At 30.1% G+C, this 15,948-nt stretch carries 13 protein-coding genes; 6 read left to right on the top strand and 7 right to left on the bottom strand.

Features of this window, described 5'->3' with window-relative positions:
* The 6 genes from D1817_06360 to D1817_06335 all read left to right on the top strand — a co-directional run bounded on the left by D1817_06360 (position 1) and on the right by D1817_06335 (position 7,502).
* A complete protein-coding gene (locus tag D1817_06360) occupies positions 1-1,182 on the top strand; it encodes an aspartate aminotransferase family protein (protein AXT19505.1) in 1,182 nt (393 codons plus the stop codon).
* A 113-nt stretch (positions 1,183-1,295) separates the two neighbouring features.
* The gene (locus tag D1817_06355; protein ID AXT19504.1) at positions 1,296-2,699 is read left to right on the top strand and encodes a hypothetical protein; all 1,404 of its coding nucleotides are present in this window, start codon (positions 1,296-1,298) and stop codon (positions 2,697-2,699) included.
* Between the two features lie 40 nt (positions 2,700-2,739).
* The gene (locus tag D1817_06350) at positions 2,740-3,705 is read left to right on the top strand and encodes a DUF368 domain-containing protein (protein AXT19503.1); all 966 of its coding nucleotides are present in this window, start codon (positions 2,740-2,742) and stop codon (positions 3,703-3,705) included.
* A gap of 7 nt (positions 3,706-3,712) precedes the next feature.
* On the top strand, positions 3,713-4,732 hold the full coding sequence (locus D1817_06345) for a DUF368 domain-containing protein (GenBank protein ID AXT19502.1): 1,020 nt from the start codon (positions 3,713-3,715) through the stop codon (positions 4,730-4,732).
* Positions 4,701-5,465 carry a shikimate dehydrogenase gene (locus D1817_06340; protein ID AXT19501.1) on the top strand — a complete coding sequence of 255 codons (765 nt, stop codon included), beginning with the start codon at positions 4,701-4,703 and terminating at the stop codon, positions 5,463-5,465. Before D1817_06345 ends, D1817_06340 begins: the two co-directional genes overlap by 32 nt.
* 90 nt (positions 5,466-5,555) lie before the next feature.
* A complete protein-coding gene (locus D1817_06335) occupies positions 5,556-7,502 on the top strand; it encodes a DUF349 domain-containing protein (GenBank protein AXT19500.1) in 1,947 nt (648 codons plus the stop codon).
* Positions 7,503-7,661: 159 nt separating this feature from the next.
* Here D1817_06335 and D1817_06330 read toward each other — a convergent pair whose 3' ends face one another.
* The 7 genes from D1817_06330 to yidC all read right to left on the bottom strand — a co-directional run bounded on the left by D1817_06330 (position 7,662) and on the right by yidC (position 15,889).
* A complete protein-coding gene (locus tag D1817_06330; protein ID AXT19499.1) occupies positions 7,662-8,444 on the bottom strand; it encodes a nucleoside triphosphate pyrophosphohydrolase in 783 nt (260 codons plus the stop codon).
* Positions 8,445-8,452: 8 nt separating this feature from the next.
* The gene (locus tag D1817_06325; GenBank protein ID AXT19498.1) at positions 8,453-9,277 is read right to left on the bottom strand and encodes a cyclase family protein; all 825 of its coding nucleotides are present in this window, start codon (positions 9,275-9,277) and stop codon (positions 8,453-8,455) included.
* A gap of 28 nt (positions 9,278-9,305) precedes the next feature.
* Positions 9,306-10,247, bottom strand: coding sequence for a nitronate monooxygenase (locus tag D1817_06320; GenBank protein AXT19497.1), 942 nt, complete (start codon positions 10,245-10,247; stop codon positions 9,306-9,308).
* On the bottom strand, positions 10,248-11,858 hold the full coding sequence (locus D1817_06315; protein ID AXT19496.1) for a T9SS C-terminal target domain-containing protein: 1,611 nt from the start codon (positions 11,856-11,858) through the stop codon (positions 10,248-10,250).
* A gap of 24 nt (positions 11,859-11,882) precedes the next feature.
* The gene (mnmA, locus tag D1817_06310; GenBank protein ID AXT19495.1) at positions 11,883-13,070 is read right to left on the bottom strand and encodes a tRNA 2-thiouridine(34) synthase MnmA; all 1,188 of its coding nucleotides are present in this window, start codon (positions 13,068-13,070) and stop codon (positions 11,883-11,885) included.
* A gap of 99 nt (positions 13,071-13,169) precedes the next feature.
* On the bottom strand, positions 13,170-13,868 hold the full coding sequence (locus D1817_06305; GenBank protein ID AXT19494.1) for a toxin-antitoxin system YwqK family antitoxin: 699 nt from the start codon (positions 13,866-13,868) through the stop codon (positions 13,170-13,172).
* 119 nt (positions 13,869-13,987) lie between these two features.
* Positions 13,988-15,889 carry a membrane protein insertase YidC gene (gene yidC, locus D1817_06300; GenBank protein AXT19493.1) on the bottom strand — a complete coding sequence of 634 codons (1,902 nt, stop codon included), beginning with the start codon at positions 15,887-15,889 and terminating at the stop codon, positions 13,988-13,990.
* Positions 15,890-15,948 lie beyond the last annotated feature (59 nt).

The following is a 15,948-nucleotide window of genomic DNA, read 5'->3' as shown; positions in this document are numbered from 1 at the left end:
ATTAAAAAAGATTTTCTAAAATATCAAGCGCAAACAACTCCTCACCCACTTGCAATGCAAGTATCTTATGCAGAAGGAAGTTATATTTATGATCAAAATAGTAAAGCTTATCTAGATTTTGCTGCTGGTGTTTCTGCATGTAGCTTAGGGCATAGACACCCAAAAGTAGTAGCTGCAATAAAATTGCAATTAGATAAATATCTACATGTTATGGTTTATGGTGAATATATCCAAAAACCTGCTGTTGAACTTACTAAGTTATTAGCAAAGTATTTACCCAAACCTATAGAAAGTACCTATTTGACTAATTCTGGTACAGAAGCTATAGAAGGAGCTATAAAGCTAGCTAGGCGTTATACTGGTCGTTCAGAGGTCATAGCTGCAAAAAATGCGTATCATGGGAATACTATGGGGGCTATGAGTCTTATGGGATATGAAGAACGTAAGCAACCTTTTAGACCGCTAATTCCAGATATAAGGTTTATTGAATTTAATAATGAAGATGATTTAACATACATAACTTCAAAAACAGCTTGTGTTATTTTAGAAACCATACAAGGTGGAGCTGGTTTTATTGAGCCAAAAAACAATTATCTCACGAGAGTTAGAAAACGCTGTGATCAAGTTGGAGCACTTTTTATTTTAGATGAAATACAACCAGGAATTGGGCGTACAGGAAAGTTTTTTGGCTTTGAGCATTATAATTGTATTCCAGATATAGTAATTACCGGTAAAGGTCTTGGTGGAGGTTTGCCTATTGGTGCTTTTTCTGCCTCAAAGGAGGTAATGGATAGTTTAAAGGACAATCCAAAATTAGGGCACATTACAACATTTGGAGGGAATCCAGTAATTGCTTCAGCTGCATTAGCAACGTTACAAGAAATAACCACAAGCAATCTTATATCTCAAACTTTAGAGAAAGAAACAATAATTAGAGAACATTTGGTGCATCCTTTAATTAAAGAGATAAGAGGAAAAGGCTTAATGTTAGCGGTAATGGTAATTTCTTCAGAAATTACAAATCAAGTCATTTTAAAAGCACAAGAAAAAGGGCTGATTTTATTTTGGTTACTTTTTGAAACTAAAGCAATAAGAATAACGCCTCCTCTTACAATTTCTAAAGAAGAATTAATTAATGGTTGTAAAATTATTACGACTATATTAAACCAAATAGAGCATTAAAAATCAGTATTCTATAAAAAGTGTTAATTATTTTGTTGAAAACATTGAAGCTTCCAATAGTTTTTATTTAAATAGAATGCTAACTTTAATAAAGTGAATTTATAAAAACAAGTATGGAGTTTAGTCAGTTTGACGACAATCAAAATTTATCGCTCTCAAAGTTTGAATCCATGTTAAAAACAAACAATGTTTTGTTTTTTGACTCTAATGAATTCGAAAGTATTATTCACCATTATCTCGAAATAGGCAAGACATCTCTTGCTAAAAAAGCAATTAAGCTCGGTTTAAGTCAGCATCCTACGTCTACAAATTTAAAGCTATTTCAAATAGAAATGCATGTATTTGAAAATGAACTATCTAAGGCTGAAATGCTTTTAAATAAACTTTATGAAATAGAACCTTCAAATGAAGAAGTTTATATACAAAAAGCTAATATTCTTTCTAAAAAAGATAAACACCAGGAAGCTATAAATGCATTAAAAATTGCATTAGAGTTTTCTGAAGAAAATGCAGATATTTATTCCTTAATTGGTATGGAATATTTATTTCTAGATCAATTTGAAGATGCAAAAAAATATTTCATGAAGTGTCTTCAAGCAGATTTTGAAGATTATTCAGCCTTATATAATATCGTATATTGTTTTGATTTCTTAGAACAGAATGATGAAGCGATAGATTATTTAAACACTTATTTAGACATAAACCCTTATTGTGAAGTAGCTTGGCATCAATTAGGAAAACAATATTTCACAAAAAAAGAATACAAAAAAGCCTTAGCTTCTTTCGATTTTGCTATTATCTCCGACGATACATTTATTGGAGCTTATCTAGAAAAAGGTAAAGTATTAGAAAAGTTAAAAGCGTACGAGGAAGCTATAGAGAATTATAAAATTACACTCGCATTAGACGACCCTACATCTTTTGCTTTACTTAGAATTGGCCATAGTTATGAAAAACTAGGACATGATGATTTAGCTGTGCATTATTTTAACAAAACAGTTGAGGAGGATCCTCTATTAGATAAGGGTTGGATAGCAATTACAAATTACTATAATAGAAATCAAGATTATCAAAAAGCGTTATATAATATAAATAAAGCTATTAATATTGATAGTGAAAATGTAGTATACTGGAAGTTTTATGCTCAGATTAATCATCGTTTAAATTTTCTTGAAGAAGCCGAAAGAGGTTATAAAAGAACACTAGAGCTTGGAAATTATGAATTAGAGACATGGTTATCTCGTGCCGATATTTTAACAAATTTAGGAGAATACGAAGCGGCTATTTTTAATTTAAACCAATGCGCAGAATTTTATCCTGATAACGAAGAGATAGAATATCGTTTAGCAGGTCTTTATTTCTCAAATAATAATGCAAATCAAGGTTACTTATATCTAGAGAATGCATTAAAAATGAACATTGAATACGATTTTATTATTGAAGAGTTATTTCCTATGATTTATAAGCGTGAATCTGTTCAGAAAATTATACAGAAATATAAAAAAGTGTCCAACTAAAATTCTATACCTTTACTTTTCCGAATTTTTAAATTAATAAATGTTACATCGCTTTTTAAATCAATTTATTATCATCTTAAAAGGTATTGCTATGGGAGCAGCAGATGTAGTACCGGGCGTTTCTGGAGGTACTATTGCATTTGTTTCTGGCATTTATGAAGAGCTTATTGAAAGCATTGATAAACTCGATTTAAAGTTTTTTAAAATTTGGAAATCGGAAGGATTTAAAAGAGCATGGAATCATATAAATGGTAAATTTTTACTTTCATTATTTATAGGTATCGCTATTAGTATAATCTCATTAGCAAAAATCATTAAATGGTTGCTTATAAATGAACCTGTATTATTATGGTCTTTCTTTTTTGGATTAGTATTAGCCAGTATTATCTATATAGGAAAACAAATTACTTCATGGAATATTCCAATTGTAATAGCTATGCTTCTTATTGCTATTACATCATTTTTTATTACTAATTTAGAACCGTTTGCAACTCCAGATAGTAATTTATATCTGTTTTTTTGTGGATTCATCGCTATTATTGCAATGATCCTACCTGGGGTATCTGGAGCATTTATATTGCTTTTACTTGGAGCTTATGAGACTACATTAAGCACTGTAGATGATTTGTTTCAAAGTATTATTACTGGAGATTTTGATTTATTTAAAGGTGCTTTTCTTAATTTTTTAACGTTTTCTTTAGGCGCTATTTTAGGTTTAAAAGTATTTTCTAAGGCATTAAATTGGATGTTTAAAAATTACAAGAACTTAACTCTAGCTATTCTTACTGGGTTTATGATTGGGTCATTAAATAAAATTTGGCCATGGAAAGAAACACTTAGTTGGAGAACAAATTCTAAAGGTTTAGAAGTTCCGTTTATAGAGCAAAATATTTCCCCTTTTTCTTTTGATGGAGATCATCAGATTGTATTTGCACTTATTTTAATGGCGATCGGGTTTACAACTATTTTATTACTTGAACGATTTAGTCTAAAAGCTAAAAAGTAATTTACTAATGCAACATACAAGAACATTAACAGATCGTTTTTTTTTAGTTTTAAAAGGTTTGGCTATGGGGGCTGCGAATAAGGTACCTGGAGTTTCTGGTGGTGTTGTAGCATTTGTGGCTGGGTTTTATGAAGAATTTATAAACTCTCTCCAAAAAATTAATAAAAATGCATTTAAATTACTCATAAAAGGAAAGTTTAAAAGTTTTTATAAACATATTAATGGTACTTTCCTTTTTCTTTTGTTTTTAGGAATGGGGATTAGTTATTTTAGTATTTCTAAAGTATTAGATTACCTCATTTTACACTACGAACTTTATGTTTGGAGTGTCTTTTTTGGAATGATTGTCGGCTCTATTTATCATATTAATAAAGGATTTAAAAATTGGAACACTATTACTTTCATAGGATTAGTGATTGGAGCTATAATAGGTGTAGGAATTAGTTATTTAGACCCCGCTAAAGAAAATGATAATCTTTGGTTTGTATTTTTATGTGGTATTATTAGTGTTTCTGGCATGACTTTACCAGGTTTTTCAGGATCTTTTATTTTAATATTATTAGGAAACTATGTCTTACTATTAGTAGATTCTGTAAATGCTTTATACGATACATTTGTCAATATTTTTAAAGGAGATTTTAGTTTCACAAATAACCCTATTAGATTACGATTATTAAAAGTTTTAGGTATTTTTAGCCTAGGATCTTTAACAGGTTTAGTTACTTTTTCACATTTACTTACTTATTTATTAAAATATTATAAAAACATTACTTTATCTGTACTAATGGGGTTTATAATTGGATCTTTAGGCGTTGTATGGCCATGGAAAAAAACTATATTTAAAACTAATATAGATGGAGGATATTTATTAGATTCTACAGGGCAAAAAGTAATAGAAAATTACAAACGATTTATACCAGGTCTTTCTTCTGAAACTTATATTGCAATAAGTTATATCATTTTAGGGATACTTATTGTTTTAGCTTTAGAATGGTATGGTGAAAAAACAAAGAAAAAATATGTCTAAATTCGGACTTATAGGAAAAAATATAGATTACTCATTCTCTAGAGGGTATTTCTCAGAGAAATTTAAGAATGAAAATTTAGAACATACATATCAAAACTTTGATATTGATACAATTAATTCTTTTTCTAAAATTATAGAAAACACACCAAACTTAAAAGGATTAAACGTTACTATTCCTTATAAAGAAACTATAATTCCTTTTTTAGATAAACTCGAAAAAAAAGCAACAAAAATAGGGGCTATTAATACAATAAAATTAACAAAAAAAGGAAAACTTATTGGCTACAATACTGATTATTATGGATTTAAAAAATCTATTGAGCCTTATATAAAATCGTATCATAAAAAAGCTCTGATTTTAGGCACTGGGGGTGCTTCAAAAGCCATAGCATTTGCCTTAAAAAAATTAAAGATACCATTTGATTATGTTTCGAGAAGCGAATCAGATTTAGTTAAATATACTTATAGTTCACTTACCAAAAATATAATCTCAGAATATCAAATTATTATAAACTGCACTCCTGTGGGGACATACCCTAATCTAAATGTTTGTCCACAAATTCCTTATGAAGCAATTAATTCTAATTATTTATTATACGATCTTATTTATAATCCTGAAGAAACAAAATTTTTAACATTAGGGAAGCTTAAAGGTGCAAAAATTTGTAATGGACTTAGGATGTTAGAACTACAAGCGGAGAAAGCTTGGGAGATTTGGAACGCTTCAAAATAAGCCATTTATACAGCTTAACTTTTTATAATTATACTTTTAAGTACTATCTTTATCCATTAAAGATTTAAACGAACTTAAACATTGAAACAAATGTCAGAGAAAGATAACCTGCCTGAGGCAGACGGAACAGAAGAACCAAAAGCGCCCATAGAAGTTTCTAAAGCTAGTGAATTTGGAACTCAAAATCAAGATGAAACTACAAATAGTATCGAAGAGGAAACGAATACAGATGGAAGTGCTGGAGCTAATAATGATATAATTAATGAGATTGAAACTGCTAATGCTGAAGACGCTGAAGATGAAAATAATAGCAAACGTCACGATATAGAAGAAAAGGATTATCATGCGTTATCCTTTGATGAGTTGGTAGATGAATTTAGTGCTTTAATTAAAAATCAAAATATCCAAACTATAAAATCTCAGGTTGATCTTATAAAAAATGAATTTAATACAAAATTTGATGCATTTTTAGAAGAGAAAAAAGAAGAGTTTCTAGCTGGAGGAGGTAATATTATCGATTTTCATTTTAGTAGTCCAGTAAAAAAACGTTTTAACGATGTTTACAAAGAGTATCGCAGTAAGCAACAAGCATATTATAAAGATTTAGAAACTAATTTAAAATCTAATTTACAAAAACGTTTAAGCATTATTGAAGAAATTAAAGGTCTTATAAATGTTGAAGAAAATATAAATACAACCTATAAGCATTTTAAGGATTTACAAGAGCAATGGAAAACTGCTGGTCCTATACCAAGAGATCGTTATAATAATGTTTGGAATAATTATCATCATCACGTCGAGATATTTTATGATTTTTTACATTTAAATCGTGATTTAAGAGATTTAGATTTTAAACATAATTTAGATCAAAAGCTCAAAATAATTTTACGAGCAGAAGAATTAGCTAAAGATGATAATAGTAATAGAGCTTTTAGAGAATTACAAGTTTTACATAAAATATGGAAAGAAGAGTTAGGTCCTGTAGATAAAGAATATAGAGATCAAATATGGGAGCGCTTTAGTGCTGCTACAAAAACAATTCATGAAAAACGACAGGTGTTTTTTCAAGAACAAGATAAAGTTTATGAAAATAACTTAGTAAAAAAACACGAAATCATTTCTCAAATAGAAACTCTTTCTGAAGATAATGTAAACAATCATTCTGCTTGGCAGAAAAAAATTAAAGAGATTGAAGCATTACGTGAAGCCTTTTTTAAAGCCGGAAAAGTTCCTATTAAAGTTAACGAAGAAACTTGGGCTAAGTTTAAAACTGCAGTAAGGAACTTCAATAAAAAGAAAAATGTATTTTATAAAAGCTTAAAAAAAGAACAGTATAATAATTTACAGAAAAAATTAGAGTTAATTACAATTGCTGAAAATAATAAAGACAGTGTTGATTTTGAAGTTGTAACTCCTTTGATGAAGAAAATTCAAAATGACTGGAAAAAAATCGGGCATGTTCCTAGAAGGGATAGCGATAAAATTTGGAAGCAATTTAAAGGTGCATGTAATCATTATTTTGACAAACTTCATGAAAGTAAAAATGCTGCTAACGCCGAAGAAATTGAAGCGCTAAACAAAAAAGAAGCATTTTTAGAAAATTTAAAAACATTAGAGTTTAAAGAAGATGTTGCTGAAAGTTTAGAGCATATTAAAGAGCTTTCTAATCAATGGAAAGCTATAGGAAAAGTTCCATATAACAAACGTTTTATTGATGGTAAATTTAATAAAGCTGTTGATGTCTTATATACTAAACTTAATTTAGATAAATCAGAAACAGAGGCTTTGAAATATGATAATAAGTTAGAGTCATTAGCTAATGACAGAAGTTTATTAGATAATGAACATAATTTTATCCGTAAAAAAATAGATGAAATTAAAGGTGAAGTAAATCAATTAGAAAATAATTTGCAATTCTTCTCTAATGTTGATGAAAAAAACCCTTTAGTAAAAGATGTTTTAAATAAAATAGAAACTCATAGAAACAATATTAATTCTTGGACAGAAAAACTGAAAAAGATTAAAAAATTCTATTAATAATCACAATACCCTATTTATTATAATAAATAGGGTATTGACTACTAACTAAATAAAACTACTATCTTATAAAATTCTTCAACAATTATTTGAGTTGAAAATATATAGATATAAGATATACGTCCAAAACTTAAGTTTTGGACGTTTTTTGTTTTATAATTAATTATATTTTTTTGCTTCTTCCCAAAATACATCCATTTCAGCTAGCGTCATATCATTTAACGATTTATTTAAAAGTTTCGCTTTACTCTCTAAATATTTAAATCGTTTTGTAAATTTCTTATTTGTACGTTCGAGAGCATCTTCTGGGTTTATTTTTAAAAAGCGAGCGTAATTTACTAATGAGAACATAACATCTCCAAATTCACTTTCTATTTTATCTATATCGCTTTTTTCAACTTCAGTTTTCAATTCTGTGAGCTCTTCTTCAACTTTTTCCCAAACTTGTTCTGGATATTCCCAATCAAACCCTATACCTGCAACCTTATCTTGTATACGGCTAGCTTTAACTAAAGCTGGCAAACTCTTAGGCACACCTTCCAATACGCTTGTTTTCCCTTTGCCCTCTTTTAGCTTTATTTGTTCCCAATTTTGTTTAACAGCTTCTTCATCTTCAACTTTTACATCTCCGTAAATATGAGGATGTCTGTTAATTAATTTTTCACAAATTGAATTTGCTACATCAGCAATATCAAAATCATTAGTTTCACTTCCTATTTTAGAATAAAACACAATATGTAATAATAAATCTCCTAATTCATTTTTAACTTCTTGCAAATTATTGTCTAAAATTGCATCACCAAGTTCGTAAGTTTCTTCTATAGTAAGATGACGTAACGATTGTAACGTTTGTTTTTTATCCCATGGGCATTGAGCCCTTAGTTCTTCCATAATAGTTAATAAACGATCAAAAGCTTTAAGTTGAATTTCTCTAGTATTCATTCTAAAAATTATAAAATGGCAATAATTCGTAATGGGCCACCAGAACCACCTTTTATTTTCATTGGTAAAGCAATAACTTTAAATCCTTTATTGGGTAATTGGTCAAGGTTTGTCACATTTTCAAAAGCGGGAATATTTCTAGTCATTAATGACACATGACTTTTAAAAAGTGTAGATTGCCCGTAATCTATACTAGGTGTATCTATGCCAATAGAATTAATATTTCTATTAGTAACGAGCCATTCTGCTGCTTCAGGAGATAACCCTGGAAAGTGTAGATCTTTTAATGCTTCAGGCCCTCGAGCATCTGTACCTAAATATTTTATTTTATCTGGATAGTATTTTGAAAATCCCGTTTCAAGTAATACAATACTCCCATCTGGAATTTGCATTCCTTCTTCAGTTTCCCATTGTTTAAAATCGTTAATACTTATTAAATAATCTGGATTGTTTAAAGCTTTTTCTGTAACATCAATTTTAATAGCCTTTCCGATTAACTTATCTAAAGGGATTTCTTCAACAGATAGTGCATCTTTTGCAAAATGAATTGGAGCATCTATATGTGTACCTCCGTGTTCTGCAGTTGCAAAATTATTAGCTGAATAAAAATAACCATTATCTGTTTGTCCTTTAGCAACAACATCTAATTCAAACTCTTTTGCAGTAACCCAATATATAGTTTCTTCAGAAAACTCGTGTGTTAAATCAATAATTTGCTTCTTCGAAGATTTATTTTCAACTGGAGTTTTTAATGTTTCATCATTGTTTGACTGTTGTTTACAACCCATAAAAAGAAAAAGGAAAAGAATTCCCTTTACAGCAATTGATTTCATACGAATTAGTTTTGGAACTAAGATACAATTATAAATTATTAACTGATTGTTTAGCTACTTCAAATTCTTCAAGAATGCCTTTTACAATTTCTGACACAGGCTTTATATCATGTATTAATCCTGAAATTTGTCCAATCTCTAATTCACCTTCTTCTAAATCACCTTCAAACATTCCTTTTTTTGCTCTTGCTCTACCTAATAGGCTTTTTAATTCATCTATTGTTGGGCCTGTTTTATACAATGCCTCTACTTCATTATAAAACTTATTTTTAATAAGTCTAACTGGTGCCAACTCTTTTAAAGTTAATTGTGTATCTCCTTCTTTAGCATCAACTACTACTTGTTTAAATGCTTGATGTGCTGAAGATTCTTCACTTGCCACAAAACGACTTCCTATTTGTACGCCATCTGCCCCTAAAACCATTGCAGCCAACATTCCTTTTCCTGTCGCAATTCCTCCAGCTGCTATTAACGGAATCTTTAATTGTTCTTTAACCATAGGGATTAATGTTAAAGTAGTTGTCTCATCTCTTCCATTATGTCCTCCAGCTTCAAACCCTTCGGCAACAATAGCATCAACTCCAGCGTCTTGTGCTTTCAATGCAAATTTTAAACTACTTACAACGTGCACAACAGTTACTCCCCTTTCTTGAAGCCATTTAGTCCAAGTTTTAGGGTTTCCTGCAGATGTAAACACAATTTTCACGCCTTCATCAACAATAATATTCATTATCTCTTCAACATTGGGGTATAACATTGGTACATTAACTCCAAAAGGCTTAGATGTTGCTATTTTACATTTTTTAATATGCTCTTTTAACACATCTGGATACATAGATCCTGCTCCAATTAGCCCTAGTATACCTGAGTTACTTGCTGCAGAAGCTAATTTCCAACCACTATTCCAAATCATTCCTGCTTGAATAATTGGGTATTCTATTTTAAATAATTCGGTAACCTTACTCTTCATTTATCTTTTGATAAGTTTATATGTGTTAGATTGATTTGATGTTTGCATTCTTGCAATATAAATACCACGAGGTAAATCTCCTAAATCTACAGCATTATTAGATCTAAGAATTGTTGTTTTAAATATCTGTTTACCTAAAACATCAAATAACAAAAAATCCGCTTCATCTGTATCTGTTGGAAATGTAATATTTAATCTCCCTGAAGTGGGATTAGGGAATATTGTAAACTTATCTTGTTCTATCTCATCACCCTGAGATAATGTACTGTTTAAAATTGAACCTAAATCTGGGATTCCATAACCTAAAAAGTTATCTGGAGAATTATATTGTGATGCAGATTCACGAACTAATTGCATTAATTCTCCATTTGTCACGTCTGGCAAGGCTTGCCACAAACAAGCAATACCCCCTGCCATAATAGGTGAACTAAATGATGTTCCATTATTCTGTACAATAGCATTTGATGATTCGATAACAAAGCTTCCAGAGCCTCTAGCAACTACATCTGGTTTTTGTACAGGTTGAACAGAACTGCCTTGAGAACTAAAACTAGCATAATTACCGTTACTATCTACTGCTCCTATACTGAGTACTCCTTGAGAATCTGCTGGGGCACTTATTCCAGTAGCTCCGCTATTTCCTGCTGAAGTGACTAATAATAAGCCTTTTTCAAAAGCTATATTAGCACCTCTTGTGATATAAGTTGTACTACCATCAAAATCAGATCGTGCATAATTGTAATTAGCATTATCAAAATTTGAATAGCCTAATGATGTATTTATAATATCTACACCAAGGCTATCTGCTCGCTCTACAGCTTCAACCCAATAGCTTTCTTCTACTGGATTTTCATTAGGACCATCTTCAGTAATAAATAAATAATAAGAAGCATCTGGAGCTGTGCCCACAAATTGATTTTCGATATAACCTGCCATGGTACTCAATACTCGAGTACCATGACTTGTATTACTAGTTGCATAAATATCTGTAGTTCTATGAACAAAATCAAACCCTCCTAATAAGTCACCTGCATTTCTTAAGCGTTGAAATGCTCCCATAGTATTTACATTAGGGAATCCTCCATCCATAACAGCTATAAGTATGCCCTCTCCTGTAAAATCCATCTCATGTAACTCATCAACATTAATCATATCTACTTGATTTTCTGTATTGCCATAATTAAAAGTAACCTCAACATTTTCAATACTAAACTTATCGTCATTAGTATTAATATTTAAAGCCGTATTTAAATTTTTATTTGCAAAATCAATACGATCTACACTAGGTAAAGTTGATAGGTTATTAATATTAGTTTGTGTACCTCTAACGTGTACTGCATTTAACCATTTAGATTTTGCCATAACAGTAACGCCTATAGCATTTTTAACTTGAGTAATATAAGTTTCGTTTACTGGAACATCTCTGGCATCTATAGCTACATTATGATTTGCTTTACGATCAATTGCTCTTTGTGTAAGAATAGTAATTGGGTTAGCGATAGAGTTGGCAACATTTTCTTTATCTGTAAAGTATACCCATGCATCTTCTTGCTGAGCTACAGCAAAAAATGGAGTAAAAGCAAATGTTATTAATAGTAGTAATTTCTTCACTAGCAATGATTTGGTAGATGCAAGTTACGAAATTACTCCAGAACCTACTAATTCGTTGTCTAAATACCAAGCAACAAACTGTCCTTCTGTAATAGCAGATTGAAGGTTTTCAAACTCAACATACATCCCTCCTTTTGTTTTATAAAGTGTTGCATTTTCTAACGATTGTCTGTATCTAATTCTTGCCTTAACATTTAAAGTTGTACCGTTTTCAATGTTTAAATCTTCACGTACCCAATGTATTTCATCATCAGTAACAAATAAGGCTTTCTTTAATAAACCTGGATGATCTTTTCCTTGTCCTGTATATATTACATTTTCTTCTACATCTGTATCAATTACAAACAAAGGCTCTGGAGTACCTCCTACAGCTAAACCTCTACGTTGCCCTTTGGTAAAATAATGTGCTCCTTGATGTTTTCCTACAATTTTACCATCTGTGGTTGTATATTTAATTTTACGAGATAAATACTTTAGTTTTTCATCTAAAGAATCAAAGCTTGGAACAGATGTATTATAAAACTGTTGGGTTTCGGGGACTTCTACAATAACACCTTCTTTAGGTTTTAATTGTTGTTGTAAAAAATCTGGAAGCTTCACTTTACCTATAAAACAAAGGCCTTGTGAGTCTTTTTTATTTGCAGTAATTAAGTTTTGAGAGGCAGCTATCTCACGAACTTCAGGTTTTAATAATTCTCCTATGGGAAATAAAGTTTTTGACAGTTGCTCTTGTGATAATTGACATAAAAAATAAGATTGATCTTTATTAGCATCTTTACCTGCTAAAAGCTGATAAACTGTATTTCCATCTTTAGTTATTTCTCCTTTTCTGCAATAATGACCTGTAGCGACATAATCTGCTCCAAGTTCTAAAGCAATTTTCATAAATACATCAAACTTAATCTCACGATTACAAAGTACATCTGGATTTGGTGTACGCCCCATTTCGTACTCTTTAAACATATAATCTACAATACGTTCTTTATATTGTTCACTTAAGTCTACTGTTTGGAAAGGAATACCTAATTTCTCTGCAACAAGCATCGCATCATTACTATCATCTAACCATGGGCATTCATTAGAGATTGTTACAGAATCATCATGCCAATTTTTCATAAACAAGCCTATTACTTCATAACCTTGTTTTTTTAATAAATAAGCCGCAACACTAGAATCTACACCTCCTGAAAGTCCTACAATTACCCTTTTCATATATTAAATCATTACGATTTTAGGCTGCAAATTTACAAATAAAAAAAAGGGCAGTATTAATTTACTGCTCTTTTTACTATCTACAATTTATATTAAAGTTTATTGTTTAGTTTTCTTTTTAGAGATTTTATTAAAATCTTTTTCTTCTATAAGTTTACCGTTTTCATAGTATTTCCATATCCCAACTTTTTTACCTCTTTTATAATTTCCTTCAGCTAAAAGCTCTCCTTTTGGATTGTGATATTTTGCAATACCATGAAGTTCATTGTTTTCATAAATGAATTCTTTTAATACTACATTTTTAAGTGATATCCATTTTGAAACTCCTTCTAATTTACCATTAACATAATTAGCTTCTTCTGCTAATTGTCCTGTTTTATAATATACTAAGCGTTTCCCTGTTAACAGTCCTTCATTTGTATAAGTTTCGGACGTCATTACTTTTGTAGAGTTATTATGATAATAAATCCAATCCCCTACATAAGTTTTACCAATCATTTTACCTTCGCTGATGACTTTACCCTTAGATGATAAAAATTTAACCTTAGCACTTAAATTACTATCATTAAATTCTTTAGTTGCAGTTAGCACACTCTTTTTCTTGATAAGTTTGTAAAACTTAAACAGCCCAATTTCCCTACCATGGTTAAACTCTCCTTCATAACGAATTTGCTCAGTATCATCAAACTTTTTTTTCCATACACCATGACGATTTCCGTTTGCATCAAATTGATTTATCTCTTGAGAATTGCCTATACCAACAAAAAGTAATGTAATGTATAAAATGAAGTTTTTCATTTATTATTCTATTATTGAATATTCCAGATTAGATATATAATTCTGTATTAAGATAACGAAATTGAAGGTTCAAAATTATATAAACAAAAAAGCTGTCAATAAAAATGACAGCTTTTAATTTATTTTCTTTTTTGTTGATTTTTTCTCTGCTGTTCCGCTTGTTCCATCATTTCAGCCATTCTCTGTTTAAAACGACTCTGTTTTTGCGGTTTGCTTTTCTTCACTTCAATTTTAGCTAGTACTTTTTCTTCATCAATAATATAATTTTTAATAACTATCATGATACCTATACTAATTAGGTTAGAAATGAAATAGTACAAACTCAATCCACTCGCATAATTATTAAAGAAAAATAGCATCATTATTGGTGATAAGTAAATCATATACTTCATCATTTTTGCCATATCTGGCATCCCTTCTTGAGTAGGTTGTGTAGCCGCTTGTTGTCCAGTAGTCATTTTCATATAAAAGAAAATCGCTATAGATGCTAAAATCGGAAATAAACTCACGTGATCTCCATAAAGTGGAATTCTAAATGGAAGTTCTGCTATTACGTCATAAGATGATAAATCTTCTGCCCATAAAAAACTTTTTTGACGTAATGCAAATGCTGTAGGAAAAAATGTAAATAGGGCATAGAATACAGGCATTTGTAATAATGCTGGCAAACAACCTGCTAATGGGCTTGCTCCTGCTTTATTTTGGAGTGCCATTGTCTCTTGCTGGATTTTCATTTTGTTACCTTTAAATTTTTCCTTTAAAGCTTCTAATTCAGGTTTTAAAATTTTCATTTTTGCTTGAGACAAAAATTGCTTGTATTGCACAAAAGACATTAATAATTTAATTAAAATCGTCATTACAATAATGGCAATTCCATAAGGTAAGAATCCACTTAAAAATGCAAATAGCGGTATAAATAATTGTTTGTTAATCCATCCAAAAATTCCCCATCCATAAGGGATACTTTCTTCTAAATTTTTATCATAGGCTTTTAAAGTTGCTGTATCTGTAGGACCATAGTACATATGCAATGGTTCATTTAATTCACCCCCGGTTAATTCTAAAGGAATAGATGTTGCATAACTTTTAGTAAATAACGTATCTATTGCCTCATCTTTTACTAAGGTTTCAGATTTAAAATTAACAGATTTAAAAGGTTTATCAGCAACTAATATTGAACTAAAAAAGTGTTGTCTGTATGATAGCCAGCTAACATCTTCTTCTGTTTCTTCATCATTACCTGCTTGTGATAACTTATCAATTTTTTCACCATCATGCTGGTAAGTTAAGCGTGTATATCTATTTTCATAAGTAATACTTTTAGCTTGGCGACGTCCTTTTAACTTCCAATCTAAAACTACATTTTGAGATCCGTTAATAATATTACTTAAACCTTGAGAGCGCACATTAAATCCTAACATATAATCATTAGGTTTTAGCTCGTATCGGTATTCTAAAAATTGTGTTGGAGATACTTTTAACTTCATTGACAATATCTGATTGTCTCCATTTTTAGTTAAAGTAGGTTCAAAATAAAGGTCTTGTGTATTTAAAGTTCTATTATCTGTAGTTCCAAATTTGATATTAAAAATCGAATTATGATCTTTTATTAAATAAATAGGAATTGCATTATGATCTACATAGTCTTTAAGTTTTACTTCTGAAATATAGCCTCCCTTATTATTAATTTTTAAATACAGTACTTCGTTTTCAAAAATTGTTTCTTCGTCTGTCGCCGATGGTAATGACGCTGAATATGCAAAAGCACCTATTTTATTTTGTAATTGTGCTAATTGTGTAGAGTCTGTAGTATCCGCAGCTGAAAATTCACTTGGAGCAGGTGTAAAGACATCTGTTTCGTTCTCTTGTGCTTTCTCAGTTGCAATTTGTTCTTGTTTTGCTTTTTCTTGAGCTTCTAATTCTTCTGGAGTTGGCTTGTTATTATAAAGCATCCATAATAATATTCCAAAAATAAGGACAAAGCCAATTATGGATTTAACATCTAATTTTTTTTCTTCCATTTAAATATCTTATAAATCTTTGGTCAATGTTAGTTTTTATTATATATCAAAATATTAAC

Source organism: Flavobacteriaceae bacterium (assembly GCA_003443635.1).
In the GTDB taxonomy this organism is placed as follows: Bacteria; Bacteroidota; Bacteroidia; order Flavobacteriales; family Flavobacteriaceae; genus AU392.
Note: the sequence above shows the minus strand (reverse complement) of the source record. Positions and strands in the feature narration are given on the sequence as shown.